We start from the raw sequence: 25,227 nt of genomic DNA on the forward strand, positions 1-25,227 counted from the left end.
TCCCAAATGCCCGATAATGATCCGTGCCTTCAATTGCCTCGTCGCTGTTCTGGATCGCGCTGATCGCCGCGCTGGCGCCCTTTGTCGCCGGCCTGTTCCCACGGCGCCTGGTGCCGGAAGTTGTGCTGCTGCTGGTTGCCGGCGCGGTGGTCGGGCCGTTCGCACTCAACCTCGCCGCGGACAGCGAGGCCATCGAGATCCTCCGGGAACTGGGACTTGGCATGCTGTTCTTGCTCGCCGGCTACGAGATCGACCGCAAGGAACTGAGCGGCGCTGGTGGTCGGCGAGCGTTGTACACGTGGCTGTTCTGCCTCGCTCTGGCGTTTGCGATTGTCGCGCTGCTGGGGGCGCAGGGTGTGATTTCCGCAGAAGCGGCAGTTGCGATCGCGATGACGTCGACGGCGTTGGGTACCTTGCTGCCGATTCTCAAGGACAACAAAATCCTCGATACCCGGTTGGGGCGGACGGTCCTCAACCACGGCGCTGTCGGCGAACTCGGCCCCGTCGTTGCGATGGCCCTACTACTCGGTGCGCGTGGCGCTGTCCTGTCACTACTGGTCCTCGCGGCATTCGCGCTGATCGCGGTAATTCTTGCGGTGCTGCCGACAAAGCTGATTTCGCGGGGATCGTGGACGCACAGGCTTGTCCGTTCCGGCGAGGACACCACAGCGCAGACAACGGTGCGCCTGACGATCCTGCTGCTGGTTGGATTGGGCGCGCTCTCGGCTGTGTTCTCTCTGGACGTCGTCCTCGGCGCCTTTGCGGCCGGATTCATCCTGCGACGACTGATGCCCGACGGTGACGAGCGACTGGAAATCAAGCTCGACGGTATTGCTTTCGGTTTCCTCATTCCGATCTTCTTCATCACGTCCGGTATGGCAATCGACGTGTCCGCGGTCGCGGAGAATCCCACTGCCCTGCTGGCCTTCCTGATTCTCATCATCGTGGTTCGCGGTGTGCCGGTGTTCCTCACGACGAAGTACGAGAAGGTTGAACCGCCCTTCAGCACGAGGGAGAGTGCGCAGGTCGCGCTGTACGGGGCCACCGGGTTGCCGATGATCGTGGCCGTCACTGGTGCTGCTGTCAGTGCCGGTCAGATGTCGTCGGCCAACGCGTCGATTCTGGTGGCCGCGGGCGCGATCACCGTTCTGTTGCTCCCGATGTGTGCAACGCTACTGAATCGTCCGGCGAAGGTCGGTGCGGCGGTCTAGAGCCCCAACTGCTCGTCGAGCCAATCGAACATGCGTTGGTCGGTGAGGCGCCGGGCCATCGGTTGGCAGTGAAAGCTTGCGCCTTCGGCGGCAGTGAACGGAACCAGCGTGGTGGGTCCGCCGGACAACGAGGCGAGGCGTTGCGATTGCCCCGGCCAGAACTGTTCGTGTTCGGGATCGGTAAGCAGTAGGGGAGTGGTGATCGAGCCCGCAACATGTTCGAGGCGGTATTTCCGCACCTCGGCGAGAGTGTTGTAGTAGCCGTCGGTCAAGTACGGCCGGGCTCGGAACCGCCAGATGCGAGCGGTTTCCTTCGACGCTCGCAACCCCATCGCCATATCGCGGTCGAAGGCCTCCGCCTTGCCTTCTTCCAGCAAATTCTGCAGGCCGCGCGGGATATGGACGAGCCACGACGCGGATACGTCGACCACACCGGGGTCGGCGATTGCTGCGGCGATCCGATGCTCGAACGCCAAAGACTGCGGCACCCAATAGCCGCCCTGACTGACGCCGTACATCGCCAACTTCGACGCGTCGACGTCCGGTCGGTCGATCAAGAAGTCGACGACAGGGGTGATGACAGCTTCCCAGTCGTGGCGGAACGGAACATTGTTCTCGAACAGCATGGACTGCTGACCCGGTCCGTCGAACATCAGCACGTTGTAGCCGCGTTCGAGTGCGCCGGCGCCGCCGTTGACCCACATCGAACTGATAGGGCCGTCGCTGCCGTTCACCAGGATGAGCGTCGGGCGTCGTACATCTCCGGGAGGGCGGAAGAAGTACCCCGGCATCGTGGTGTCCTCGTACGGAATCCGCACACGCTCCACTGCCTGCGAGGTGGTGTCGACAAAGGCGTCCCACGCGGCACGGTGATGCCGGAACGTGGGAACCAGAACCGAATCGTCACGCAGTCCGTCGACGGCATTGACCGCAACACCGAAGTACGACGCTGCTCGCAAGTACGCACTCGACGCGCTGCGCGGGTGTCCGGCACGGGCGGATTCCTCGGCTTCCTCGAAGATCCGTGATCCGAGGTCGAACCACGCGACGTACCAACCTTCGTGGTCTTTGTCGCCGACTTCAGCGATGGCAGCAAGCACTTCTCCGGTATCGGAGCCGCCGTACGTTGCGTGGCCGAGGAGAACTCGCAGTTCGTAGTCGAAGGACTCGTTGCGATAAAACCCCGTGGTAAACGCCTGATGCGGGTGGGAGAAGAACGTCGACGCGAGTGACATGGGCACACCCTTCGGTAGGTCCGTGTATGTCAGGATCGCCCGAAATCGCTGTTCAAAAACCTTTCCTGTTGCCGCACTACCGCACAACCCAGGGTGCACAGCCACAAAGACATTCCCAAAACCTGTGCACGTTGGGCGATTCCCAAGCCCAGGTTACCTCCGCCGGCGAGCGCAATACCGTTAGTTGTCAACATCCATACCGTCGCAAGGGAAGTCACGATCAGAAGGCCCAATCCGACGGTGCGCAGTAACGGATGCTCGCGATAACGGAAGGCGCCGACGGTGAATGCGATCATCGTGGTGAAGATGGCAAAGACCGCTACGCTGCTGGTCAGGGCGTGAACGTGATGCAGTTGCGGTAGCAGTCCGCCGGGCGCGCTCGCCTCACAATCGGGCCCAGAACATTCCAGCGGAAACGACGCGTCCGCGATGGTCGCTATACCGAACACCGCCAGCGCTACCCAGCCTGTCACGTAAAGCCTGCGTCGCCGCGTAACCAGTAGTCCGAGCGTGGCGGCCACCAACAGCAAGACCGCGGAGACGATGTCGGCATTACCGAATACGTCGCGGTACTTCTGATTTGCCGCGTCGAGTTCACTGAGGAACGACGTCACGGGGTCGAGTCCGGTGTCGAGGAAGAACTCCAGAATCCACGACGAGTAGACGATTCCACCGAGAATCAGCGCCACCGCCAAAACCCACCGAGCCCCGTTGCGTTCCTTCACGCTGAAAGCTTACGGAGCCAGAAGTGTGTTCCGGACGCGTTCGGCTGCCGTCAGCGGATCTTCGTGCTCCCAGATACGGATAACCGTCCAACCCTGTTCGGCCAGGCGCGCGTCGGTGTCACGGTCTCGCACCACATTGGCGGCCAACTTGTCCGCCCACCACTGCGCATTGTTCTTGGGGTATGTCGCGTGTAGCGGGCAGCAGTGCCAGAAACAGCCGTCGACGAACACGGCCACCTTCCGCCGCGGAAACACCAGATCAGCCCGTCTACGAACACCTTTGACGGGAGCCCGATCGACGAAGTACCGCAACCCGCTCCGATGCAGTTCGCGCCGGATCGCGATCTCGGGTTTGGTGTCGCGTCGACGTTGCGCGCTCATCCGGGCGCTGGTTGTCGGATCCGTCGCGGGCACGCTCATTCACCTTCGTCAGGCTCAGCTGTCGGAGTCGTCGCTGTCGTCCGGGTCTGACCATGTGGGTGCAAACCTGTTGCGACGCTCCACTTCACCGTGCACTATGGCGACAAAATCGTCAAACGAGAGTGTTTGGCTCTCGGTCGGGCGGCCGTTGCGGGGAGGCGGCTCGTCGACGTCGAAAAAGCGTACGCCGCCATCGGTTTCGTACAGTCCGATGAAAACCTTCTCGAAGAGGTCGTAGCGTGTGTCCTCGGCACCCAGATCAACCCACGCCTTACCCGGAACGCCGACGACGGCACGCTTGCCGCGGCCGGACCGCTTCGACAGCGTGGTGACATGGTGCGCGAACGAGGATTTGCCGGTGTCGCTGGTCTTGGTGGGGTCGCCGTCGTCGCACGTGGCATACGGCTCGAACATCACGGCCACCAGCACGCTGTACGGCTGGCGCTGATGCAAAACCATTGCCTCGCCGCGTAATTCGTGATCATTGCGGACAATGTTCTTGGTCCAGCGACCGAGCTTTCCGCTCCGGGGGCTGTAGTCCTGGAAGTTGTACGTCTTGATCGACACGCACAGGATCAAGCCGAGAGTGGGGTCGAGTGCCTTGACATCCAAGCGCTTTCGGCCTTTGGCGACATCCACCGTCGCTTCCTGGCCCTCGCCCGTCGCGGTGGGGGTGATGTTGGGGTACAGCGGGCGCAAGGCGTCGGCCACCGTCTGCGCGAGTTGATTGGAAAGCCGCTGAGCGTAGTTCTTCTTCTCGCCGCGATCGGCGTCTGCGGCCGGTTTGTCACCCGCGAGTCGCAGTGCGTCCCAGAGTGGTTCGTGCTGGGGTTCCGGAAACAGGGTCTCCGGTTCGGGAAACAGCGAGTCCTCGATCATGTAACTGCCCCGCTCATGCAACTGCCTCGGGATATCCGCCCATCCGCTCGAGATGGCTCTCGACGTCCTCGATGAATCCGGGGATGAAGCGGAGATTGCCCATGCGTGCGCGTTTGAGGAAACCAGCGGTGGCCCGGGCGGACAACAGCCGCGTGTCTTCGAGGAACCCGCTCAGATCCTCGTAGTCGTGTTGAACGGGCCACGTCGAGGTGTGGACGCGGAACGCTTGGCGGTTGCGGCCCCACGCGGCGCTCGGCCAGGCGTCACCGGGTTCGAGGGGCGTCTCGCTGTCGGCGTCGTATTCGATGGGATCGCCCAGACGGCTACCTACCCATGACGCCATTCGCACGCTCACGGCATTGCCGACGAGCTTCCAGCGATGGCTGTGTCGCAAGCCCGGGACGTCGACGGCTGGCAGTGTCCAGTCGGGATCGAAACCCTGCAGCCGCTCCGCGTCGATCAGGCCGGGGGTGACGATCTCACCGGACGGCAGCCGCACCGCCGGTTGGCTGGGGATTCCGACGGAAGATCCACCCTTGAGTGTCGGTACGGCGTTGACGGCCCAACCGAGTCCGCGGGTGCCCTCGGTCCAGTAAAAGCCACACGGGAAGTCTGCAGGGTCGCCGCCGAGTCGCTCACCGGCATCTTGGCCGAAGAGGATTTCGCGGGGATCTTCGGTACGCGAGGCGAGCATGATGACGCGCTGGCGGCGCTGCGGCAGGCCGAATGCCCGGGCGTCGACAACGCGGTACGCCCACGTGTACCCGAGGTCTTCGAGGGCGTCGGTGATGTGACGCATCGCGGCGCCCTTGCCCAGCTGCAGCATGAAGGGAACGTTTTCGATGACCAGCCACCGCGGACCCTTTTTGCGCTTGACCAGTCGGAATACCTCGTCGACGAGACCTGAGCGGGCGCCGGTGATGCCCGCCGTCTTGCCGGCTTGCGAGAGGTCCTGGCAGGGAAATCCTGCAGCCACCAAGTCGATGTCGGCGGGGAGCGCGCGCAGTTTCGTGACATCACCGTGCAACGGGACATCCGAGAACCGGGAGCGGAGAACTGCTTGGGCGCCTGGGTCGATTTCACACAGCAGTTCGGTGTTCCACCCGTGCTCAGACAGACCCAACTCGAGCCCGCCGATACCGGCAAACAACCCCACCATGCTTTGCGACGACGTCACAGCACCCTTCCTCACGAACCGACTTGTAAGCACGTTACTCGAGAAGTCCGACAGCTTTTGCCACAACTTTTTGTGCACGGGCATTCCGCACGTATCGGCAGCCGAATTGGACTGTGAATCGCCTTACACACGCAGTCCCAGGTCACCGACGCGGCAGCAAAGGTCCCTGATCGCGGTGATAATCACCAGCCAGCAGTGCTCTCGAGGGCATCGTCCATTACCGTGGTCGGGTGAGCATCCAACCTTCCGATAGCGCATCCTGGCCTGCGGTATTGACCTGGCAGGCGCACAACGCTCCTCGCATGGAGTCGGTACGTGTGCAGTTGAGCGGCAATCGCATCAAGGCGTCAGGCCGGATCATCGGTGGCGCGTGCAGCGAACATCCCGCATTCAGTGCGTCATATGACCTGGTCACAGACGAGGCGGGTATCACGCGCAGGTTGTCAGTGCGCACCGCCCTCGCTGCGGGTGAGCGTCAGATGTCGATCAGCCGCGACGAAGAGGGAACCTGGATGGTGGAGAACGGCGCCAACCACCAGCGCTCCTCCTTTTCCGGTGCGCTCGACGTCGACGTAATCCTCAGCCCGTTCTTCAACACCCTTCCCATCCGACGCTTCGGCCTGCAGAACGACACCGAAGACGTCGAGGTTCCGGTGGTGTACGTCAACCTTCTTGACCTGCGCGTCGAGGCCGCAACCATCACCTACAGCAGCGGCACCGACGGCATCAGCGTGCTCTCGCCGGTATCGAGTGCAACGGTGACCGTCGACCACGAAGGATTCATCCTCGATTACCCCGGACTGGCCGGCCGGATCTAACAGCGCGGATTTACCGGCAGCGCGGATCTACCGGCGTCGCCGGATCACGCCACCACGGCGGCCGGCGTCGCGCATCCGGTCGATCCAGTCGGATTCTCCGACGCTCACATCGGTGATGTCCCAGCGTTCATGCGATTCGTAGGCTCCGCGGGCCGCGAATCCCGCGTCGACGAGTTCCGCTGTCGAACCGTGCGCGTGCAGTTCGCTTCGCGCGCTCTGCAATAGGGCAAGAGCCTCGTCCAGTGCGACCAGGAGGGCGTCGCGGTTGCCCTCGCACATCGCCCGCACCAAAGTTGGGGCACTGCCGGCCACGCGGGTGCCGTCGCGGAACGATCCCGCAGCCAGCCCCAGAGCAAGCTCACCGCCGGCAGCGCCGGTAATCGCCAACGATTCGGCGAGAAGGTGCGGCAGATGCGAAATCCGGGCCACAGCCCGGTCATGCTCGAGAGATTCGGCCGGAACGACGACGGAACCGCAGTCCAGAGCAAGGTCCGCTACTTGCGTCCACACCTGCGCGTCGACGCCGTCGTCGGTGGCCACGACCCACACAGCATCGACGAACAGATCTGCGTCGCCCACAGCCCAGCCTGACGCCGAGGTTCCGGTCATGGGATGCCCGCCGACAAATCGGGCGTTGAGGCCACGACGCTCGACGGCTGCCTTCACCTCACCCTTCACGCTCACGACGTCGGTGATCGGGTTGTTCGGGGCATGGGCGGCAATGGCTTCGAGGGTGGCGTCTACGGCCGGCATGGGCACAGCGATCACGATGATCGCGCCGGTCTCGTGAGCTTGTCGAAGAGCGAGCGCCAGATCGGTGTGTGCTTCGAATCCGTCGGCGCGCGCTGCGTCCGCCGACTCGCTCGAACGGTTGTAACCCCACACCTCGCGTCCGGCGCGAGCAGCGGCTCGCAGCAGCGAACCACCGATCAAACCGAGGCCGAGGACGCAGACAGGAGGGGCAGAATCGGTCGCAGACACACGTTCAGGTTGGCATATCCGGACTCGGACTTCTCTCACGGGCACTAGCCGGGCTACCGTTGCGCCATGGGTGCACAGCGCGCGAGTAATAAGAGCGCCTCCTCGAACCAGTCGGAGGAGTTCGAAGGCTTCGGCGTGGCGGTGGTACGTGACGAAGGCAAGTGGACGGTCAAGGCTTTGACCTCTGCGGCTTTGACGTCGTTGGCAAGCGCCGAAACCGAACTCCGCGAGCTTCGTAGCTCAGGTGCCGTGTTCGGCCTCCTCGACGTCGACGAAGAGTTCTTTGTCATCTTGCGTCCCGCGCCGACGGGAACGCATCTGCTGATTTCCGACGCGACTGCAGCGATCGATTACGACATCGCGGCGGACGTCCTCGACGCATTGAACGTCGAAATCCCCGACATCGATCCGGATGAGCTCGACAATGTCGAGCCATGGGAAGAAGGGGATTTGTCGGTCCTGGCTGATCTGGGGCTACCGGAACCCGTCCTCGCGGTGATCGCTGCCGATACTGATCTGTATCCCGACGAGCAGTTGACGATGATCGCGCAGCGACTCGGATTCGAATCCGAATTCTCTGCGGTGCTCGACAAGCTCCCGCGATAGATGTCACTCGCTGACGATCAGCGCATGATCCGTGCGGCCATCGATGCCGCGCGTAGTGCATCGGACGCCGACGTTCCTGTGGGCGCTGTGGTATTCGACGCAGACGGCGTCGAGGTTGCTCGTGCGGCCAATGCGCGGGAAGCGTCCTCCGATCCGACCGCCCACGCCGAAATTCTGGCCCTGCGGGCGGCGGCACGTGTCTACGGCGACGGTTGGCGCCTGGAAGGTGCGACGCTCGCCGTGACTCTCGAGCCGTGCACGATGTGCGCCGGAGCGTTGGTTCTCGCCCGCGTCTCGCGGGTCGTATTCGGAGCCTGGGAGCCCAAAACCGGTGCCGTCGGGTCGCTGTGGGACGTCGTTCGGGACAGAAGATTGACGTACCGTCCGCAGGTGCGTGGTGGGGTGCTCGAAGACGAATGCGCTGGGCTTTTGGAGGATTTCTTTCGCGGCCAACGGGCCTGATTTCGCTATTCCCGATCGAGATGGATTCCACATCGGGGTGGCAGTAATCGGAAGACGCAGGCATCGTGGAGGGCAGATGCCGTCACGGTATCTGCGAATTGCCGGAAGGTGATTTGTTTCGCGTTCACTCAAGGGAGTACTCGTGGGAATCGCAGACAAAGCTCAGAACAAGGCAGAAGATCTTGGCGGTAAGGCCAAGGAAGCTACCGGCAGTGTTACCGGTGACAAAGACCTCGAAAACGAAGGCAAAGGCGACCAGGTGAAATCAGCGGTCAAAGACGCTGGTGAGAAGGTCAAGGATGCTGCTTCCAGCATCAAGGACAAGCTGACCTAGCGATCCGCCACCAGGCGATTTCGGTCTCGGGCACACCATCCGGTAAAGTCACCAACGGTGGCGTGTCCGAGCGGCCTAAGGAGCACGCCTCGAAAGCGTGTGACGGGTAACCCCCGTCCGAGGGTTCAAATCCCTCCGCCACCGCCAAAGCTCCCCACCTGTTCACACAGGTGGGGAGCTTTTTTATGCGACGAGTCACCGCGGGTGGACTACGGCGACCTCGGGCAGATGGGCGCCCGACAATATGCGGTTGTGTACTTGGGTGGTGCGAGGTTTCCTCGACTGTAGGTGGAGCTGTTGAGGGTTCCCGCGAAGAGCGCTACTGACCGTTGGCAAGTTCCCGCAATTTTGCGCGAGACACTTTGCCTGCGGCCGATCGTGGAAAGTCCTGCACGAAGATGTATTCGCGCGGGCGTTTGAATCCGGCGATCTGATCACGTACGTGCTGGTCCAGTGCCGTGCGAAGGTCGTCGTCGCCGTTGAATCCGGATGCCAACTGGATAACCGCCACCACTTTCTGGCCCCACTCCGGGTCGGCCACGCCGATGACTCCGGCATCGTCGACGCCAGGATGCTCGAGCAGTGCGCCCTCGACCTCCGCCGGGTATACGTTCACTCCGCCGGTGAGAATCAAGTCTGCGCGGCGATCCAGGACGTACAGGTAGCCGTCGTCGTCGAAGCGTCCGACGTCTCCTGACGTGGCGAAGTCGCCCCAGAACGCAGCAGCGGTTTTCTCCGGGTCACCCAAGTATTCGAACGGGCTGGCCTTGAAGTAGATAGTGCCCTCTTCGCCCGGAGCGGCCAGTTCTCCGTCCAACCCCCGGAGCACTACGGCGCCCGGCGCCGGTCGCCCGATAGTGCCCGGATGTTCGAGCCACTCTTGCGTGGAGCACGTCGCCACTTGGCCCTCAGTCGAGCCGAGATACTCCCACAGCACCGGTCCGAACCAATCGATCATGGCGCGTTTGGTCGCCGGGGGGCACGGGGCACCGGCGTGAAGCAGGGACTGGATGCTCGAGACATCGGCAGCAACTCGAACGCCGGCAGGCAAATCGAGGAGTCGCTGAAAGTGCGTCGGAACCATGTGGGAGGTAGTGATCGCGTTGTCGCTGATCGAGCGAAGAACATCTTCGGCTTTGAAGCCCGGCAAGACGTACAGCGTATGCCCCGAATGCGAGAGGAACATTGAGTTGCCGCCGGGAGCAGCGTGATACACGGGCGAACAAACCAAATGGCGTCCAGGTTGCCCCGGTAAGATTCCCACAGTCGGCAAGTACTGAGCGGCCATTGCGAGTGAACTCTCGGGAGTTGCATCGGGGAGCGGACGGCGTACACCCTTCGGTCGTCCCGTGGTGCCGGACGTGTACATCATCAGCGAGCCGAGTGTCCGTGTGGCAGGAGTGTCGTCCGAGACGTCGGTAAAGGACTCGTAGCTGGACCAGTCGGCCGGCGCGCTACCGATAACCACGCGGTGCTGCACTGCGTCCTCGACCCGGCCGACGACCTTGTCGGCGAGTTCTGCATGCACGATAATGACGGACGCGTTGGAATCACGCACGATGTATTCGACTTCGGGCGCAGCCAGGTGGGTGTTGATCGGAACGAAGTACAAACCACTCTGCGTGCACGCCAGGGCAATTTCGTAGTACTCGGCACCGTTCAACAGCAGACCCGCGACGACGTCGCCTCGGCGCAGACCCACAGCGGTGAACTTGTTGCTGAGCTGGTTGACCTTGCTGATGAGCTCGCCGAAAGTTTTTGTCTTGCCGTCGATTACGATTGCGGGACGAGTGGGGTCGCGTTGGCCCAGAAGCCAGGCCCCCGGCGTTGAAGGATCAGACAGTGGTTGGGGATCCTCGCGCTCGCTGTTGACCACGGTAGACATGAGTGTCCTCTTTCTGGGGGGTATTAGTAACTATTGCGAAGTGTTCGTAATTTCTCGACTGTGTGCGTTGCCGGGATCGCAAACGCGTTCTGATCACCCTCACCACTGGAAGTCCGATGGCAACCAACGTCCAACTCTCCGGACGTTGGTTGCCGATGGCCGCCCCGCACCGTTGCGTCGACGCGGCGTGGCCGTCAGCCGCATCTTTATCGAGCGATCATCCGGTTGACGATCAGAATGGGAGGCATGTTGCTACTGACGCGAGGGGCCGGCGATCACCTGTAGTTCGGTGAAGCTGTGCAGACCCCACGGGCCGTTTTCCACTCCGACGCCGCTGTGCTTGTGACCACCGAAGGGGAGGTGGGGTAGTACACCTGCACCGTGCGCGTTGATCGAGACCTGTCCGGCTTCGAATTGCGGTGCGAGCTGCGCGGCGTGGTCGGCATCCCCCGACCACACGGACGCGGTGAGCCCGTACTCACTTCGGTTGGCGCGGACAATGGCGTCGGCTTCGTCTCGGAACGAGATGATGGGAAGCACGGGGCCGAATTGCTCTTCGTCGACGATGCGCATTCCGTCGTTGACCTGGTCGAGGATGGTCGGCTGATGAAAGTAGCCATCTCGGTCGATTGTCTTGCCGCCGGCGGTGGCACGCGCACCGTTGCTGACGGCGTCCGCAATCAATTCCTTGACTCGTTCGAACTGCGGCTTGTTGTTGATGGGCCCGAGTTCTGTTCCTTCGACGGTGCCCTCGTCGACCTTGACGGATCTGGCGATTTCACTGAGTGCCTCGACCAGTTGGGGCTGGATGCTTTCGTGTGCGTACACGCGCTTGATCGCGAGGCAGATCTGTCCGTTGTTGGTGAACGCGCTTCGGAAGAGGCTGGGTGCGATCTTCTCCACGTCCACGTCGCCGAGAATGACGGCGGGATCGTTTCCGCCGAGTTCCAGAGTGACGCGCTTGAGGTCGTCAGCGGCCCCGAGCGCGACCTTTCGCCCAACTGCGGTTGATCCGGTAAAGCTGACTTTCCGCGGAACGGGGTGTGAAACCATTGTTGCGCCAAGAGGATCAGGCCCGGTGACCACGTTCAGCACACCGTCGGGAAAGGTGCCACGGAGAATTCGGGCGAGCGCAAGTGTTGCCAGCGGCGTGTACGGCGAGGGTTTGACGACGATCGTGTTGCCCGCCCGCAGCGCCGGCGCAATCTTCCACATAGCGAGCGTGATCGGAAAATTCCACGGGGTGATGGCACTGACAACGCCCAACGGTCGACGGGTGACCTCCTCGAAGGCCTCCGCGTCGTTTCGGATGATTTCCCGCGGGATCTCGAGATCGGCGTAGTAGCGCAACCACGTCGCCGCAATATGGAATTCCATCGTAGAGTCGGCGAGCGACTTGCCCTGTTCGAAGGTCAGGATCGGGGCGAGTTCGCTGATCCGACTTTCGATGACGTCTGCTGCCTGGCGCAATGCGTCACGACGGAACTCCTCGTTGATTCGCCACGACGTGTACGCATTCTGAGCCGCGGCGAACACCTCGTCGAGTTGATCCGGTGTGACGGACGGAGCCTGTGCGAATACCTCGCCTGTCGCGGGGTTGATCACGCCGAAGGTGCCGGCGGTGAGGAGATCGCGTCCATTCGAGGTTGCTGCCGCCGATAAAGCTAGCGAATCCGTTGAGGTCATTCTCGATCCCATTTCGTGGTCAGTGTTGTGCCGGCGTCAGCACCGGCTTGATGGTCTTGCCGGAGAGCGAATCCTCCACGGCCTGGTTGATCTGTTCGAGCGGGTAGGTCTGGACGAGCTTGTCGAAGGGGAACCAACCGCGCTGCCACAGATCCACGAGTTGGGGAAGGAAAACCTGTGGGATCGAACTCCCTTCCAAGGCATACGTCACGGTCCGGCCGGTCAGCAAAGTCGGGTCGATTTCGAATTTCGCCTGGCTTCCGCCCACCAGCACGGCTTTACCTGGCATGTCGAGGACGCTGATAGCTGTCGTGATAACCGAAGGCACACCGGTTGTCTCGAAGGAGAAGTCGAGTCCGCGCCCGCCGTTCTTGACCGCTTCGACGAGGTCAGGTGTGTCGCCGCGGGCAGTTCGGGTAGCGCCGACTTCCAACGCTGTTTCGAGCCTGGAGTCGACCAGGTCGACGACGACGATGTCGCGGGCGCCTGCAGCCTTGGCGGCCATCACAGCAGCGAGGCCGACGCCGCCTGCCCCGAACACTGCAATACTCTGTCCGGCAGCCAGTTTCATCTCGTTGAGGACTGAACCGGCTCCGGTCTGCAGGCCGCAGCCAAGAGGGCCGAGAAGCTCGAGTGGGAGCGATTTGTCCACCACGACCAGATTGCGCTCTGTTGCGATGGCGTGCGTGGCGAAGGATGACTGTCCGAACCATCGGTTCGCCAGCGGGAGGCCGTTCTGATCGACCGCGCTCGTGCTGAAGTCCGGGCGGCGCCCCGTAACATTGCGAGGCATGAATTCGTCACAGTAGGAAGGTATTCCGGATCGACAGTTGCGGCAGTGATCGCAGGAATCGTAGCTGATCAGCACGTGGTCACCGACTTCGATGCCTCTGACTGCGCTACCAACCTCTTCGACGATGCCAGAACCTTCGTGGCCGAGAATGATCGGGCCCATCTGCGCAACCAAATCGGGATCCAGTATGTGAAGGTCGGTGTGACACATCCCGGCGCCGACTACCTTCACGAGAAGTTCGTCCGACGCCAGCGGTCCGAGCTCGATCTCCTCGAGTTCGAACTTGCCGTCGCCGTTACGCAGTACGGCGGCAGTTGCGGTAGTGGTCATGATTTCTTCTCCGTGGGGTTGAGGAGCTCGAGCGCATCTGCCCAGGTGCCCTTTTTGGCAATAATGCGGCGCAGCTTCATGATCTTGCGTTGTTCATTCAGCGTGGCGGCGCCGACCAGGCGGTCACCTGAGCGGTACAGTGCCACGAATTTGTCAGCCTCCGGATCGCCGGAAGCGAAGACAACTTCGTCGGCGACTGCGTTGCCTACGAACTGGATTCGGCTCTCGTACCAGTCGCTCCAGAAGTAGGGGACTGTCTCGTAAGGCTTGGCATCCTCCGGTGCGACGGCATTGACAGCTGCCTGGTTCGCCTGATCAGCAGCATTCGTCCAGTTCTCCAGCCGCACTGAGAGTCCGTCGAACGCGGGGTTGGCCAGTGGACCACATCGCCTGCCGCATAGACGTCTTCGAGCGAGGTTTGAAGGAACTCGTTTGCTATCACCCCGCCGTCTACTGGATGTAGTTCGATGCCCGAATCTGCCAGCCACCCGGTTGCGGGAGCCGCTCCCACGCCGACGACGACTAGTTCAGCGGGCAGCGAAGTTCCGGTACTGAGCCGAACGGCCTCGACGTGGGTGGTGCCGATCAGCTCTTCGACCTGGACGTCGCACAAGAGCGGAATTCCGTTGCGTTCGTGTAGCTTTGCGAGGGCCTGACCGACTGTCTCGCCGACTGCGCGGACGAGTGGAATGGGCGCAGCCTCGACGATTGTCACGTCTGCGCCTCGGTCCCGGGCGGACGACGCAAGCTCGGACCCGATGAATCCGGCGCCGACTATCACGAGCTTTGTTCCGGGGCGCAGTCTTTCGCGGAGTGCGAGTGCGTCATCGATCGTGCGAAGCCCGATAACGCCGTCCAAATCCGGGGCGTGGGGCAAGGAGCGTGGCGAAGCACCTGTCGCAATGATCAACTTCTGGTAGGGAATCCAGTCGCTGTCTCCAACACGCACGCGGTGCGATGTGGGGTCGAGTCCCGTCGCCGGCGCCCCGAGGCGAAGCTTCACATCCAGGGCGGCGAGCTCCTCGGCGGTTGTGTGAAAGTCGACCTCGGCGCCGTCTTTCAGGAACTGCTTGCTCAGGGGTGGCCGGTCGTAGGGGAGATGGAATTCGTCGCCGACCAGAGTGATCGGTCCCTCGTACCCTGCCAGGCGAGCGGACTCCGCGGCCCGCAGGCCGGCCAGAGACGCTCCGACAACTACGAGTCCCGCGCCGTGATCGATATCTGTTGCGCTCACGATCATGTCTCGTCGAGGGTCAACGCTTTGGCCGGGCATGCACGAACCGCCTCCCGGACGAGGTTTTCGTCGCCGTCATCGACCAATTCCTTGTGGAGAATCAGCGATCCGTCGTCGGCTACCTCGAAGTAGTCCTCGGTTACGGATTCACAGATTCCGATTCCTGTGCACCGCCCGCGATCGACAATGATTTTCATAGCGCCGTTCCTGTTCTTTACTGGGGTTTGTTACACGCGTACCGGGAGGTGCTTGATCCCGTTGATGAACTCGCTGAAGAGGTACACCGGCTCGCCGACCTCCATGGTGGGGAGTTTGGTGAGAATCTGCGAGTACAGTGCTCGCAGTTGGGCTTTGGCGACCATGTGGCCGAGGCAGTAGTGGACACCGCCGCCACCGAAGGCAACATGGTTGTTGTTGGGGCTGCGCTGCAGGTCGAACCGATGAGGATCGTCGAAGGTGTCCTCGTCACGGTTTCCTGAGCAGTAGAACATGACGACCTTGTCGCCCCTGGCGATCTGGGTTCCACCCAGTTCGATGTCCGCAGTTGCTGTTCGCGCAAATTCCTGGACGGGCGAGGCGTGGCGAATGAACTCCTCGATCGACTGGGCGATGCGGCCGTCGAAGTCTTCGGTCAGCCATCGCTTCTGGTCCGGATTCTTGGCCAGTGACATGGCGGTGTGGCTGGTGGTCTGCTTGGTGGTGTCGTTTCCGGCGACACTGAGCAGGAGCATCATGGCAGTGACGTCCGACTCGGAGAGCGGTTTGCCGTCGAATTCGGTGTTGGCCAATGCCGTGGCGATGTCGTTGGCCGGGTTTTTGCGACGGAAATCGACCAGGTCGTTGCCGATCTGCGCCAAGATCTCGATCTGCTGCACGGTGAACTCGACCGGTGACATCCCCTCGGGGCACACGTCGGGGTCAGCGGCACCGACAAGGTTGTCGCCGGCCTTCGCGAAGTCTTGGACCAAGCTCTCGGGGACGCCGACGAGATCGGCGATCGTGAGCATCGGCAGCTTCGACGCGACTTCGGTGACAAAGTCGAACTCGCCCGCGCCGACTACTCGGTCGACGATTTGTTCGGCACGTTCTTCGATCTTGTCGCGCAGACGCTTGACTGCCTTCGGCGTGAACCCGGAGCTGATGATCTGGCGGAATCGAGTGTGATCGGGCGGATCCATCATCACGAAGTTCTGTCCCCCGTACATTTCCGGATCTTTTGGCGCGAACCCCACCCCCCGCCACTTGAGCTGATCGGAGCTGAAGATTTCGTGGTTCTGACTGACGAACGCGATATCTGCACTCTTGACCACTGCCCAGAACCCTGGCTCGCCGTGGTCGGGTTTGAAATGCGGGCGGTCCAGAGGCTTGTGCCAGCTCACCTGAGCATTCTTGCGCAGCCATTCGAATGTCTTGTCCCGCTCGGCAAATGGCCGACTCCAGAACTCGACGCTGGTGATATCGATGTCCGGCGCCGTCAGCGGGTGCTCGGTGGATGGAATTGAGGTGGTCATCCAGGTGCCTTTCTGTGGCTCCAGCGGGGGGTGGGTTGTTCAGTCGACGAAGTTCCTACTCGTCAGGGTGCAGCAGTCGGCTAGCCGAAGATCGCTCTACGGACGTCGGTTCGAGAGAACCAAACTGCCGGCGGCGCCGAAGTAGTACCCGACTCCCTGAACGAAGCTGATTTCGACTCCCGGAACCTGCTCACACGCTTCCCCGCGTAGTTGGCGCACCGCCTCCTGGATGGCGAACATCCCGTACATACCGCTGTGGCTGTAGGACATTCCACCGCCGTTGGTGTTCATCGGAAGTCGGCCGCCCTTGGACGTATGTCCTTCGGCGACAAAGTCTCCCGATTCGCCGAAGCCGACAAACCCGAGATCCTCGAGCATGTACAGCGGGACGTGGGCGAAGGCGTCGTACGCCATCAGATGGTCGACGTCGTCATGGGTGATTCCCGCGGTTGCGAAGGCCTCGGCGCCCGCGCGACGGAATCCACCGAACGATCCGGGGTCTTGCATCTGTGAAACCAATGTAGATTCGGAGGCTTCACCGGATCCGAGAAGGTAGAGATGCCGATCGGATCCCGGCATGTCTGCTGCCCGTTCTGCACTGGTGAGGATCAAGGCGCCGCCGCCGTCGGTTTGCACACAGCACATGTCGCGGGTGAACGGGTACGCCACGCGTGGAGCAGCCAGCACTTCGTCCACCGACATTGGCTTGCGGCGGAAAGCCCGGGGATTGTCGAGCGCCCAGTTGCGCTGCGAAACGACCAGTTCAGCCATGTGCTCGACGGTCATTCCGCGCTCGTGTAGAAAGCGCAGGGCCGGAAGCGTGAAGGTTGAATACGGCATGGTTGCGCCGTAGACAGTCTCGAACTGACCGGTCATGGAGTTCAAACCCAGCGGCCATGGTGGTACGCCGATGCGGGACCTGCCGGACTCTCCGTGTGTCACGAGAATAACGTCAGCGGCTCCCGAAGCAATGGCGGCTGCGGCGTGACGTACATGAAGCATGAAACTGCAGCCGCCGACGCCTGTTCCGTCCAGCCAGCGAGGGGTTATACCGAGATGGTGAGTGACCTCGAAGGGTCCTAGTCCGGTGGTGGCGACGCCGTCGATGTCCGCGGGTGTGAGGCCGGCGTCGGCCATTGCGTTGCGGGCGGCGTTGGCATGTAGATCGAGGACAGACATGTCCGGCAAGACGCCAATGTCGGTGGTCTCCGACGCGCCGACGATCGCAATGTTTCCGTTGTGCATTGATGTCATCGGGCCGACTCCTGCAACGGCGTGAACATTGGGAGTTTCAGGTCTCCACGTTCGACGAACGTGACTTCGAGCTGTAGGTCGAGCGGAAGGTTCTCCGGGGTGGGATCCACGCCGATCACGTTGCTCATCAGGTGGGGTCCCTCCTCGAGTTCGACCAGGGCGACGACGATGGGAGTCTCGGCGTCGAATGGTGGAGTCGGTCGATAGTTGATCACGTACGACAGCAGTCGGCCTCGGCCACTGACCGGGGTCCACACCACGTCATCGGAGTTGCAATACGGACAGAAGGGGCGTGGATAGAAGTAGTGCTGGGTGCACGACTGGCATTGTTGAATGGTGAGTTCCTCCCGCTGTGCACCCTCCCAATAGGGAGTGGTGGCTGGGGTCGGAACCGGTACAGGCCCTGTCAAGGGACAGTCCTTTCGTCGGGTGGCTCTGCGATGGGTCATCAAGGCTCTCAACGGGATACGTTCCGTTAAGTTCGTTTTGACGGATATGTTCCGTAACGTTCTTTTGAAAGGAACGCGTTCCGTTGCGTTGCTTCAACGGAATACCTTCCGTTACGTCTTTTTTTGACCCGAACGAGTTCTGGGTAGTTCGCTTAAACGGAACGCGTTCTGTCACGATCAGAGTGATCCAGTTCATGTCGGATGTCAAGGTCTGGTCAAAAAGTCTGAAAAATCCGATTAATGACTTTCGGTACGAGGCTTGCCAACTACATACGTAACGTGTTCTCTTTAAGTGTAGTAAGTTGTTGGACAAGGCTTTCCGCCTGTCGAGCGGAATTGCGCAAACCGTCCGGTAACCCCGCTTCGCTCCCGCAAATATCTACTTGGATGGAATTGAGGTCCTACATGCCGATCGATAGCTCACTCGTCGGGCTCACCAGCAAGCCTGTTTGGAAGACGTGGACGTCGACAGACGCACTGCTGTACGCCCTGGGCGTCGGAGCCGGTCAGGCCGACCCGCTCGACGAGCTGGAGTTCACCACGGAAAACAGTGAGGGCATTGCGCAGAAGGTTCTCCCGACGTTCGCCAATGTCGTGTTCTCCGGCGGCGGAGACGGACCCGCACTGCCCGACGATGTCGACTACAGCAAGCTCCTGCATGCGTCGCAGTCGTTCAACCTGACGGGCCCGCTCCCGACCGACGGTCGCGTGGAAACCACTCGCACGATCACCGGCGTATACGACAAGGGATCCGGTGCCTTGCTCACGATGGAAATCGTCGCCCGCGACTCTGCCGGCCAGGTAGTGGGAACCCATCGAGTCCGGGTCGTTCTTCCGAGGTTACGGAGGGTTCGGCGGCGATCGCGGGCCGTCAACCACCTGGGAACTGCCGACCCACAAGCCGGATCACGTTGTCACGCAAACAACTCGACCGGACCAGGCGCTGCTCTACCGACTCAGTGACGACCGGAATCCCCTGCATTCGGACCCGACCTTCAGCGCGCGCGGCGGGTTTTCCACCCCGATCCTGCACGGCATGTGCACCTATGGCTACGTCGGTCGGGCACTCCTGCACGCTGTGGCCGATTCGGATCCGACACGTTTCACGGGGATGTCGGGGCGGTTCACCAAGCCTCTGTTGCCCGGACAGACAATCACGACCTCGATCTGGGTTGACGGTAGCGGTGTTCGGTTCCGGACGGTCGACGACATCGGCGACGTGATCATCGACCACGGCACCGCCACCATCCACTGACGGCACCGTCTTAATCCAACTAACACCCAACCCCGTTACAGACTCGCCGCGATGTTTGTCGTGGCATGAACAAAGGAAAGATTCATGGGTTCACTCGAAGGTCGCGTAGCGATCGTGACCGGCGGCGGCCGCGGCATCGGCGCGTCGATCAGCAGATTGTTCGCCGCCGAAGGCGCAAAACTTGTCATCAACGACCTCGGCTCGTCTACAGACGGTCATGGCGGGGACCAAGGGCCGGCGCGTGATATCGCTGCCGAAATCGTTGCCGGCGGCGGCGAAGCCGTTTCGGACGGCGGCGACATCGCCGATGTCGCGACCGGTCAACGCCTGGTCGATCTCGCTCTGGAGCACTACGGCAAGCTGGACATCGTTGTCAACGTCGCGGGAATTTTGCGTGACAAGATGATCTTCAACCTCCCGGAAGAAGACTGGGATGCAGTCATCCGAGTCCATCTGCGTGGACACTTCAGCACCATCAAGCCGGCGGCAGCCTATTGGCGAGCGCAGCGAAACCCGGAAGGCCAGTACCGCATCATCAACTTCACCTCCGATTCCGCGTTGCAAGGGTCGCCGGGCCAGCCGAACTACGCCGCAGCCAAGATGGGCATTATCGGCTTGACTGCGTCCACGGCCAACGCTCTCGCGCGATACGGCGTTACGGTCAACGCTATCGCTCCGGGCGCCGTCACCCGTCTGACGCAAACCGTGCCCGAGGAGAAGAGTATGGGCGGTGGCCTCGACGACTCCGTCTCGCCGGACAACATCGCGCCCATCGTCGCGTACCTTGCCGGTACGAGTTCCGATTGGCTGTCGGGCCGCACGATCGGCGCCATGGGCTACGACGTCAAACTGTGGAACAACCCCGAGATCGTCTCCACGGTCACCTCCGACGGACCGTGGAACCTCGACGACCTGGCCGCAAAGGTGGAGAAGGACTTCCGTCCGCTGGCTGACGGTCTGCACCCGTCCATCTTCATGGCACAGGTCCCGTCCTGACTCGTGAGTGCCGGATGAAGGGGAAGACGCTGCCCTGAGGGCGTGCCCTGCTGTCGATGCAGGGACGATATCGTGGAGGCTGACGGGACCGCGTCAGTTTCGGTACACGATGGGGGAAGCCTGGATGGCCGCAGTGAAAGTGAATGGCCGCACAGCTGAGGCCAAGGCATTCCGTGTCGAGCGCGTCGTGAAAGCGACTCGTGAGTTGGCAACTGCAGGTGGCTACGACGCCGTGCAGATGCGGGAGGTCGCTCGCGTTGCGCAAACCGCCCTGTCGACGCTGTACAAGTACTACGCGTCCAAAGACGAGCTGATCACTGCAGCCATTCAGTCGGAACTGCATTCCCTGGCTGATGACCTACTCCGCCGTCCGCCGCGGCAGCGGACGGCGGAGGGGCGGGCCGGAGAGGTCTTCGTCCGGGCATTCTTGGGGATGGTCCGAGATCCGGGGTTCGCCCACGCTGCGATGTCCGTGCACAAAACGCTGCGCGAGTACGACCCCGATCGCGGCGAGCGTCCCACGGAAGGTGACCAGATAGCGCAATGGTCTATGCCCTTCACCCGTATTGCTGCGGCTCAGGCATGGGGCCCCGATCATCGTTCCACGCCGATGCAGTCACGCACACTGAGCATGTTGGAGAACCTGTGGGGCGCCAGCGTTGTCGGGTGGCTGAATGGGGACACGTCAGTCGACGAAGTGAAGCGGCGTCTTCGTTTAGCCGCGAAGCGCTTGCTTATCTCGGATCCTGCTGTCCCGAACGGTAATTCGTCAGAGAGTAACTGATCGTCCCCCGGCTTCACTCGAAGTCGGATTTCGGAAGTCGTTGCAACGCAGATGGTTCAGTTCGGGGACTGAAGATCACGCAGGCGCTCGGCTGGGGTATCCCAGCCGAGCGCCTTTCTTTATCTGTAGGCGGGAGTTCAGTTGCGGACCCGAGTGCCGACGAAGTGGCGTTCGGCTAGTCCAGTTCGGCAAGTGCGCGCGTCATGGCATCGAGGTCCTTTCGCAATGCGTTTCGTCGTTGGGTGCTCAACGCGCTCAGCATTCGCTCCTCGATCGACGCGACAGCCTCGGACGCGTCGGTCAAGCGCCGGACCCCTACCCCGGTCAGCGTGAGGCGTTGGTCGCGACCAGTCCCGGTGACCTCGACCAGGTTCGCCTCCTTCAACCCCGCCAACAGTTGATGGGTTGCCTGACGGCTGACGAATACGCCCCGGGCAAGGTCGGCGTTCGACAATCCCGGCCGTTGGGCGAGTAGCTCGAGGCTCGCGTACTGGGAGACGGTCAGGTTATGTGCTCGTAGCTGTGCGTCCATAGCTGCTCGTAGGGCCGAGGTCACTCGCTTGAGCGAGTAACCGATCGATGTTTCGACGTCCACTTGACTCATGTCAATATCTTGACATACCTTAAACATTGTCAAGATATTGACGAGCGAATGGAGAAACGACATGATGAATCCCACGGTGAGCGGTCCGAGCTTTCTGGCTCTTCAGGTACGAGACATCGATGCCGCTGCCGAGTTCTACGAGTCGAAGTTGGGCCTGGTTCGCGCCCCGCAATCCCCGCCAGGCGCGGTTGTGTTCGCGACGACGCCGGTTGCGTTCGCAGTCCGAAATCCACTGCCGGGTACCGACCTCGACAGTGGCCAGCCAGGTTTGGGCGTGGCGCTGTGGCTCGCGTGCGACGACGCGGAGGGTTTGCATGCCCGACTTGCGGCCGACGGCGTCAGTATCCTGACCGAACCGTTCGACGGCCCGTTCGGGCGAACTTTCGTCTTTCGCGATCCCGAGGGTTATGCCGTCACGATCCACAACAGTTGATGTCATTCACCGCGAGCACGTCCCCGGGCTCGACAGTTCGCGCATATCCGTCGGCACCTTTGCAGGCAGTGCGGAGCGCATTCACAGAGTTCCCACAGCGCGCAACCCCTGACATCCGTTGAAGCTGCAACTATCGTCGAACGTATGAAAAAGATGTGGTGGATCGGCGGAGCAGTAGTCGTGGTCGTGCTTGCCCTGCTCGTGGGGCCGTGGGCGTACGGGAAGTTCATCGCAGAAGATGACGCTCCCGCAGCCGTGGTGTCTACGGAAGGTGCCGAGGCGGCGTCCGGGTCGATCGACGGTGCTTGGACCGTCGTCGCAGGACAAGGGGACAATCAGACAGCAGCCGGGTACACCGTGCACGAGATTCTCAACGGATCGAGTGTCACTGTCGTAGGTACCACGGGAGAGGTGAGTGGCAATGCGACGATCGACGGTGAAAAGCTCACGGCCGGCGAAGTAACCGTGCAGGTAGCAAGCATCAAGACCGACTCGGATCGACGTGACAGCCAGTTCACGGGCAACGTGATGGACACCAGTACTTACCCGACGGCGACGTTCACGATGGACTCGCCGGTGGATCTGTCGTCGGTGCCGACGGATGGGACAACCGCGACGGTGACGGTGCCTGGCACCCTGACGCTCAAGGGTCAGTCCAAGCCGGTGTCCGTGGACATGACGGTTCTGCACTCCGGTGACTCACTGATCGCGTCGGGTTCCATCCCGGTGACGTGGACCGACTTCGGTGTGGAGCCGCCGTCCCTCGGATTCGTGACTGTCGACGGCAGTGGCAGCGTGGACTTCCTGGTATCGCTCGACCAGTCCTGATCAAACCCGGATGGCGGTACATTTCCGCTACCGGGGAAGATTAAGGACATGAACTTGAATTCGCGGTGCGTGCTCGGGTACGAGTGTTGTCTCGGTGGGCGGTCCCACTAATGCGATTGTGGAAGCCGTTCCGGTCAGGTGAAGACCCGGATCCACGGTTCACGCTCGCGAACGAGCGGACGTATCTGGCTTGGGTACGCACCGCGACGGCGTTCATCGCGTCGGGCGTCGGCCTGGAGGCTTTTGGCGGCGACATCCTGAACGAGAACGTCCGCGCCGGTTTGGCGGCGCTGCTCCTCGTCGGCGGAGCGCTGATCGCCGTCACATCTTTTGTCCACTGGATCAGTGCGGAGCGCGCATTACGTGCCGAACGCTCACTACCGGTGCCTCTCATGGCGCCGGTAGTGGGAATCGTTCTGGTGATCTGCGCGACCGTCCTCGTGGTCGAGGTTGTGAACTAGTTTGACCACCGTAGAGCCGTCCGACGGATTCAGTCCTGCGGACACGGGCGCATTCAGTCCTCCGGACAAGGGATTACAGTCCGAACGCACATCGCTCTCATTCGTACGAACCAGCCTGTCCATTCTCGGGGTGGCCGTGGCGTGCCTGCGCTGGTTGCCGCCGTTCGGTTCGGTGGCGCTGATCGGTCCGGCAATCGCGGCCGTGCTGATTGTTGCGGTCACGATCTACGAGCGACGGTCGAGGTCCGCGCGGCTCGAGCTCTTCGCGCAGGAAAAAGCAACGCCCGCATTGGGTATGGGGGCCGTGCTGGCGGTGAGCCTACTGCTTCTCGCGGCTAGTGGCTTGTGGATTCTGGTGAGCTGAGTTCAGCTTTCGGCGACCACCCGGGCGGCCCGAAAACGTAGCCTGCGCGATCGCGCCACGATGTCGACGCTTTCCAATCTCGGGCAATGGCAGCGTATTCGCGCGTTTGCAGCTTCCAGATGTTGTAGGTGCCGACCGGTGTGGTGAGTCCGTATGTCGGCCGTTGTTTTTCAGCGGTAAAGCTACCGAACATCCGATCCCAGATGATGAGGATTCCGCCGTAGTTGCGGTCTAGATATTCGGCGTCGGATCCGTGGTGAACACGGTGGTGTGATGGCGTGTTGAAGATGAATTCGATGGGGCGCCAGAGTTTTCCGACTCGCTCGGTGTGTACGAAGAACTGGTAGACCAGGCTGACGGAGAAGCCGACGAAGACCATCCACGGCGGAATTCCGAGGAATGGCAACGGTAGCCACATGATGATTTCGCCGCTGTTGTTCCACTTCTGTCGCAGGGCGGTGCTGAAGTTGAAGTATTCGCTCGAGTGATGCGCTTGGTGTGTTGCCCAGATAACTCGAACGCGGTGTGCGATGCGGTGATATGCGTAGTAGAGGACATCGATTCCGAGCAGCAGGATCACCCAGGTGTACCAGGCGCTCGGTGAGAGATGCCACGGTGCGAGATATACCCAGATGGCGGAGTATCCGATCAGGGCAAGCACTTTCCAGAAGGTGCTGGTCGCGATGGAGACCACTCCGAGCAGGACGCTGGTGCGGGCGTCGACGGCGCGGTAGCCGCCCTTCGCGGGGTGCGCTCGGCCATCGGCATGGTCGGGATGATCCTCGAGTGTGCGTGCTGCTGCCCATTCGATCGCCAGGAAGAGGACAAACGCGGGGATGGCCAGGGTCACCGGGTCATGAAGTGGTTCCAGGAGAGACTTCCAAGATTCGAGGAGGGTGTCCCACACGCTATTTGTCCTGTCACTCACGGGTTTGTCGTTACATTATGCATGAGTGTGTAACGATAGGGAAGGTGCATGCTCTTGCACCTTTCCATAGAGGAATGGTAGGAATTCTCGGTGCACATCACCGCGAAGGTGGACTACGCCGTGCGAACGTTGGCGGAACTCGCAGCAGCTGGTCCAGGCCCGGCCAAAGCTGAGTTTCTCGCAACGTCGCAGGTGATCCCCCATAAGTTCCTGGAAGCAGTTCTGTCGGATCTACGACGCGGCGGCCTCGTGATCAGCAAGCGTGGCCCGGAGGGTGGTTACTGGCTTGCCCGTCCCGCGTCGGAGATCACGATCGCCGACGTTATCCGCGCGGTGGAAGGGCCGTTGGCGTCGATCCGCGGCGAGCGGCCCGAGGATGTCGACTACACAGGTCCGGCGTCGCAGCTCAAGGACGTCTGGATAGCGGTCCGCGTCAATCTTCGGGCGGTGCTCGAGAACGTCACGATGGCGGATGTGGCAGACGGCACGCTTCCGGACTTCGTGAATGAGTTGACGGCGGATCCGGGAGCCTGGAAGCGGCGCTGACGTTAGGTGCTGGAAGCGGCGCTGACGTTAGGTGCTGG

31 protein-coding genes and 1 tRNA gene are annotated in these 25,227 nt (G+C 61.8%); 15 read left to right on the forward strand and 17 right to left on the reverse strand.

Annotation, left to right across the window (positions count from 1 at the left end):
• The first annotated feature begins 23 nt into the window (after window positions 1–23).
• Window positions 24–1,211 (forward strand): cation:proton antiporter, encoded by a 1,188-nt coding sequence (locus FFI94_RS01465; protein ID WP_138871424.1) that lies wholly within the window; start codon window positions 24–26, stop codon window positions 1,209–1,211.
• Here FFI94_RS01465 and FFI94_RS01470 read toward each other — a convergent pair.
• The 5 genes from FFI94_RS01470 to FFI94_RS01490 are packed head-to-tail and all read right to left on the reverse strand — an operon-like array spanning window position 1,208 to window position 5,629.
• Window positions 1,208–2,446: a S9 family peptidase gene (locus FFI94_RS01470; RefSeq protein WP_138871425.1), complete on the reverse strand. Its 1,239-nt coding sequence runs from the start codon at window positions 2,444–2,446 to the stop codon at window positions 1,208–1,210. The genes FFI94_RS01465 and FFI94_RS01470 overlap by 4 nt on opposite strands.
• Before the next feature lie 29 nt (window positions 2,447–2,475).
• Window positions 2,476–3,171, reverse strand: a complete 696-nt coding sequence (locus tag FFI94_RS01475) for a DUF998 domain-containing protein (protein ID WP_138871426.1) — start codon at window positions 3,169–3,171, stop codon at window positions 2,476–2,478.
• Window positions 3,172–3,180: 9 nt separating this feature from the next.
• Window positions 3,181–3,585 carry a very short patch repair endonuclease gene (locus tag FFI94_RS01480; RefSeq protein WP_138871427.1) on the reverse strand — a complete coding sequence of 135 codons (405 nt, stop codon included), beginning with the start codon at window positions 3,583–3,585 and terminating at the stop codon, window positions 3,181–3,183.
• Between the two features lie 21 nt (window positions 3,586–3,606).
• On the reverse strand, window positions 3,607–4,470 hold the full coding sequence (locus FFI94_RS01485) for a hypothetical protein (RefSeq protein ID WP_260683795.1): 864 nt from the start codon (window positions 4,468–4,470) through the stop codon (window positions 3,607–3,609).
• A gap of 13 nt (window positions 4,471–4,483) precedes the next feature.
• Entirely contained in the window at window positions 4,484–5,629 is a 1,146-nt protein-coding gene (locus tag FFI94_RS01490; protein WP_185993368.1) for a DNA cytosine methyltransferase, read from the reverse strand.
• A 248-nt stretch (window positions 5,630–5,877) separates the two neighbouring features.
• On the opposite strand from FFI94_RS01490, the gene FFI94_RS01495 reads away from it, so the two are divergent.
• The gene (locus FFI94_RS01495; protein WP_138871429.1) at window positions 5,878–6,465 is read left to right on the forward strand and encodes a putative glycolipid-binding domain-containing protein; all 588 of its coding nucleotides are present in this window, start codon (window positions 5,878–5,880) and stop codon (window positions 6,463–6,465) included.
• Between the two features lie 27 nt (window positions 6,466–6,492).
• Here FFI94_RS01495 and FFI94_RS01500 read toward each other — a convergent pair whose 3' ends face one another.
• Complete coding sequence (locus FFI94_RS01500; protein ID WP_138873549.1) at window positions 6,493–7,464, reverse strand: prephenate dehydrogenase; 972 nt, start codon at window positions 7,462–7,464, stop codon at window positions 6,493–6,495.
• A gap of 48 nt (window positions 7,465–7,512) precedes the next feature.
• Here FFI94_RS01500 and FFI94_RS01505 point away from each other — a divergent pair, with 48 nt between their 5' ends.
• From FFI94_RS01505 to FFI94_RS01520, 4 genes are all read left to right on the forward strand, one after another.
• On the forward strand, window positions 7,513–8,052 hold the full coding sequence (locus tag FFI94_RS01505; protein ID WP_138871430.1) for a tRNA adenosine deaminase-associated protein: 540 nt from the start codon (window positions 7,513–7,515) through the stop codon (window positions 8,050–8,052).
• Window positions 8,053–8,514, forward strand: coding sequence for a nucleoside deaminase (locus tag FFI94_RS01510; protein ID WP_138871431.1), 462 nt, complete (start codon window positions 8,053–8,055; stop codon window positions 8,512–8,514).
• A gap of 142 nt (window positions 8,515–8,656) precedes the next feature.
• Entirely contained in the window at window positions 8,657–8,848 is a 192-nt protein-coding gene (locus tag FFI94_RS01515) for a CsbD family protein (protein WP_138871432.1), read from the forward strand.
• A gap of 56 nt (window positions 8,849–8,904) precedes the next feature.
• Window positions 8,905–8,995 (forward strand) — tRNA-Ser (locus FFI94_RS01520).
• Window positions 8,996–9,167: 172 nt separating this feature from the next.
• Here the strand turns inward: FFI94_RS01520 and FFI94_RS01525 are convergent.
• From FFI94_RS01525 to FFI94_RS01560, 9 genes are all read right to left on the reverse strand, one after another.
• Complete coding sequence (locus FFI94_RS01525) at window positions 9,168–10,733, reverse strand: AMP-binding protein (protein WP_138871433.1); 1,566 nt, start codon at window positions 10,731–10,733, stop codon at window positions 9,168–9,170.
• Window positions 10,734–10,985: 252 nt separating this feature from the next.
• Complete coding sequence (locus FFI94_RS01530) at window positions 10,986–12,419, reverse strand: aldehyde dehydrogenase family protein (RefSeq protein ID WP_138871434.1); 1,434 nt, start codon at window positions 12,417–12,419, stop codon at window positions 10,986–10,988.
• A 19-nt stretch (window positions 12,420–12,438) separates the two neighbouring features.
• Window positions 12,439–13,542, reverse strand: coding sequence for an NAD(P)-dependent alcohol dehydrogenase (locus FFI94_RS01535; RefSeq protein ID WP_138871435.1), 1,104 nt, complete (start codon window positions 13,540–13,542; stop codon window positions 12,439–12,441).
• The gene (locus FFI94_RS34585) at window positions 13,539–13,760 is read right to left on the reverse strand and encodes an oxidoreductase C-terminal domain-containing protein (RefSeq protein ID WP_313905566.1); all 222 of its coding nucleotides are present in this window, start codon (window positions 13,758–13,760) and stop codon (window positions 13,539–13,541) included. The genes FFI94_RS01535 and FFI94_RS34585 overlap by 4 nt, the downstream gene beginning before the upstream one ends.
• The gene (locus tag FFI94_RS01540; RefSeq protein ID WP_313905497.1) at window positions 13,748–14,776 is read right to left on the reverse strand and encodes an NAD(P)/FAD-dependent oxidoreductase; all 1,029 of its coding nucleotides are present in this window, start codon (window positions 14,774–14,776) and stop codon (window positions 13,748–13,750) included. The genes FFI94_RS34585 and FFI94_RS01540 overlap by 13 nt, the downstream gene beginning before the upstream one ends.
• A 2-nt stretch (window positions 14,777–14,778) precedes the next feature.
• Window positions 14,779–14,973 (reverse strand): ferredoxin, encoded by a 195-nt coding sequence (locus FFI94_RS01545; protein ID WP_138871436.1) that lies wholly within the window; start codon window positions 14,971–14,973, stop codon window positions 14,779–14,781.
• Window positions 14,974–15,003: 30 nt separating this feature from the next.
• The gene (locus FFI94_RS01550; protein WP_138871437.1) at window positions 15,004–16,287 is read right to left on the reverse strand and encodes a cytochrome P450; all 1,284 of its coding nucleotides are present in this window, start codon (window positions 16,285–16,287) and stop codon (window positions 15,004–15,006) included.
• Between the two features lie 96 nt (window positions 16,288–16,383).
• Window positions 16,384–17,541, reverse strand: coding sequence for a thiolase C-terminal domain-containing protein (locus tag FFI94_RS01555; RefSeq protein WP_138871438.1), 1,158 nt, complete (start codon window positions 17,539–17,541; stop codon window positions 16,384–16,386).
• The gene (locus FFI94_RS01560; protein ID WP_260683798.1) at window positions 17,538–17,951 is read right to left on the reverse strand and encodes a Zn-ribbon domain-containing OB-fold protein; all 414 of its coding nucleotides are present in this window, start codon (window positions 17,949–17,951) and stop codon (window positions 17,538–17,540) included. The genes FFI94_RS01555 and FFI94_RS01560 overlap by 4 nt, the downstream gene beginning before the upstream one ends.
• A gap of 444 nt (window positions 17,952–18,395) precedes the next feature.
• On the opposite strand from FFI94_RS01560, the gene FFI94_RS01565 reads away from it, so the two are divergent.
• From FFI94_RS01565 to FFI94_RS01575, 4 genes are all read left to right on the forward strand, one after another.
• Complete coding sequence (locus FFI94_RS01565; protein ID WP_221937733.1) at window positions 18,396–18,953, forward strand: MaoC family dehydratase N-terminal domain-containing protein; 558 nt, start codon at window positions 18,396–18,398, stop codon at window positions 18,951–18,953.
• Entirely contained in the window at window positions 18,934–19,245 is a 312-nt protein-coding gene (locus FFI94_RS34000; RefSeq protein ID WP_260684451.1) for a MaoC/PaaZ C-terminal domain-containing protein, read from the forward strand. Before FFI94_RS01565 ends, FFI94_RS34000 begins: the two co-directional genes overlap by 20 nt.
• A gap of 84 nt (window positions 19,246–19,329) precedes the next feature.
• On the forward strand, window positions 19,330–20,241 hold the full coding sequence (locus FFI94_RS01570; RefSeq protein WP_138871440.1) for an SDR family NAD(P)-dependent oxidoreductase: 912 nt from the start codon (window positions 19,330–19,332) through the stop codon (window positions 20,239–20,241).
• Window positions 20,242–20,365: 124 nt separating this feature from the next.
• Entirely contained in the window at window positions 20,366–21,025 is a 660-nt protein-coding gene (locus FFI94_RS01575) for a TetR/AcrR family transcriptional regulator (protein WP_185993106.1), read from the forward strand.
• Between the two features lie 175 nt (window positions 21,026–21,200).
• Here FFI94_RS01575 and FFI94_RS01580 read toward each other — a convergent pair whose 3' ends face one another.
• Entirely contained in the window at window positions 21,201–21,629 is a 429-nt protein-coding gene (locus FFI94_RS01580; protein WP_138871442.1) for a MarR family winged helix-turn-helix transcriptional regulator, read from the reverse strand.
• Window positions 21,630–21,690: 61 nt separating this feature from the next.
• Here FFI94_RS01580 and FFI94_RS01585 point away from each other — a divergent pair, with 61 nt between their 5' ends.
• From FFI94_RS01585 to FFI94_RS01600, 4 genes are all read left to right on the forward strand, one after another.
• Window positions 21,691–22,062 carry a VOC family protein gene (locus FFI94_RS01585; RefSeq protein WP_221937735.1) on the forward strand — a complete coding sequence of 124 codons (372 nt, stop codon included), beginning with the start codon at window positions 21,691–21,693 and terminating at the stop codon, window positions 22,060–22,062.
• 144 nt (window positions 22,063–22,206) lie between these two features.
• On the forward strand, window positions 22,207–22,890 hold the full coding sequence (locus FFI94_RS01590; RefSeq protein WP_138871443.1) for a YceI family protein: 684 nt from the start codon (window positions 22,207–22,209) through the stop codon (window positions 22,888–22,890).
• A 110-nt stretch (window positions 22,891–23,000) separates the two neighbouring features.
• Window positions 23,001–23,351, forward strand: a complete 351-nt coding sequence (locus tag FFI94_RS01595) for a YidH family protein (protein ID WP_138871444.1) — start codon at window positions 23,001–23,003, stop codon at window positions 23,349–23,351.
• A 1-nt stretch (window position 23,352) separates the two neighbouring features.
• Window positions 23,353–23,715 carry a DUF202 domain-containing protein gene (locus FFI94_RS01600; RefSeq protein ID WP_138871445.1) on the forward strand — a complete coding sequence of 121 codons (363 nt, stop codon included), beginning with the start codon at window positions 23,353–23,355 and terminating at the stop codon, window positions 23,713–23,715.
• Here FFI94_RS01600 and FFI94_RS01605 read toward each other — a convergent pair.
• Window positions 23,687–24,622 carry a sterol desaturase family protein gene (locus tag FFI94_RS01605; RefSeq protein ID WP_138871446.1) on the reverse strand — a complete coding sequence of 312 codons (936 nt, stop codon included), beginning with the start codon at window positions 24,620–24,622 and terminating at the stop codon, window positions 23,687–23,689. The genes FFI94_RS01600 and FFI94_RS01605 overlap by 29 nt on opposite strands.
• A gap of 111 nt (window positions 24,623–24,733) precedes the next feature.
• Here FFI94_RS01605 and FFI94_RS01610 point away from each other — a divergent pair, with 111 nt between their 5' ends.
• The gene (locus FFI94_RS01610; protein WP_138871447.1) at window positions 24,734–25,189 is read left to right on the forward strand and encodes an Rrf2 family transcriptional regulator; all 456 of its coding nucleotides are present in this window, start codon (window positions 24,734–24,736) and stop codon (window positions 25,187–25,189) included.
• The last annotated feature ends 38 nt before the right edge of the window (window positions 25,190–25,227 follow it).

The organism is Rhodococcus sp. KBS0724, assembly GCF_005938745.2.
Taxonomy (GTDB): domain Bacteria; phylum Actinomycetota; class Actinomycetes; order Mycobacteriales; family Mycobacteriaceae; genus Rhodococcus_F.

What these genes read in the sequence shown, in the direction of transcription:
- FFI94_RS01590 (WP_138871443.1), top strand. Translation starts at nt 22,207, where the DNA reads ATGAAAAAGATGTGGTGGATCGGCGGAGCAGTAGTCGTGGTCGTGCTT.
- FFI94_RS01470 (WP_138871425.1), bottom strand. Translation starts at nt 2,446, where the DNA reads ATGTCACTCGCGTCGACGTTCTTCTCCCACCCGCATCAGGCGTTTACC.
- FFI94_RS01585 (WP_221937735.1), top strand. Translation starts at nt 21,691, where the DNA reads ATGATGAATCCCACGGTGAGCGGTCCGAGCTTTCTGGCTCTTCAGGTA.
- FFI94_RS01580 (WP_138871442.1), bottom strand. Translation starts at nt 21,629, where the DNA reads ATGAGTCAAGTGGACGTCGAAACATCGATCGGTTACTCGCTCAAGCGA.
- FFI94_RS01570 (WP_138871440.1), top strand. Translation starts at nt 19,330, where the DNA reads ATGGGTTCACTCGAAGGTCGCGTAGCGATCGTGACCGGCGGCGGCCGC.
- FFI94_RS01535 (WP_138871435.1), bottom strand. Translation starts at nt 13,542, where the DNA reads ATGACCACTACCGCAACTGCCGCCGTACTGCGTAACGGCGACGGCAAG.
- FFI94_RS01575 (WP_185993106.1), top strand. Translation starts at nt 20,366, where the DNA reads ATGGCCGCAGTGAAAGTGAATGGCCGCACAGCTGAGGCCAAGGCATTC.
- FFI94_RS01595 (WP_138871444.1), top strand. Translation starts at nt 23,001, where the DNA reads ATGCGATTGTGGAAGCCGTTCCGGTCAGGTGAAGACCCGGATCCACGG.
- FFI94_RS01510 (WP_138871431.1), top strand. Translation starts at nt 8,053, where the DNA reads ATGTCACTCGCTGACGATCAGCGCATGATCCGTGCGGCCATCGATGCC.
- FFI94_RS01490 (WP_185993368.1), bottom strand. Translation starts at nt 5,629, where the DNA reads ATGGTGGGGTTGTTTGCCGGTATCGGCGGGCTCGAGTTGGGTCTGTCT.
- FFI94_RS01565 (WP_221937733.1), top strand. Translation starts at nt 18,396, where the DNA reads ATGCCGATCGATAGCTCACTCGTCGGGCTCACCAGCAAGCCTGTTTGG.
- FFI94_RS01525 (WP_138871433.1), bottom strand. Translation starts at nt 10,733, where the DNA reads ATGTCTACCGTGGTCAACAGCGAGCGCGAGGATCCCCAACCACTGTCT.
- FFI94_RS01485 (WP_260683795.1), bottom strand. Translation starts at nt 4,470, where the DNA reads ATGATCGAGGACTCGCTGTTTCCCGAACCGGAGACCCTGTTTCCGGAA.
- FFI94_RS01555 (WP_138871438.1), bottom strand. Translation starts at nt 17,541, where the DNA reads ATGACATCAATGCACAACGGAAACATTGCGATCGTCGGCGCGTCGGAG.
- FFI94_RS01530 (WP_138871434.1), bottom strand. Translation starts at nt 12,419, where the DNA reads ATGACCTCAACGGATTCGCTAGCTTTATCGGCGGCAGCAACCTCGAAT.
- FFI94_RS01550 (WP_138871437.1), bottom strand. Translation starts at nt 16,287, where the DNA reads ATGACCACCTCAATTCCATCCACCGAGCACCCGCTGACGGCGCCGGAC.
- FFI94_RS01505 (WP_138871430.1), top strand. Translation starts at nt 7,513, where the DNA reads ATGGGTGCACAGCGCGCGAGTAATAAGAGCGCCTCCTCGAACCAGTCG.
- FFI94_RS01545 (WP_138871436.1), bottom strand. Translation starts at nt 14,973, where the DNA reads ATGAAAATCATTGTCGATCGCGGGCGGTGCACAGGAATCGGAATCTGT.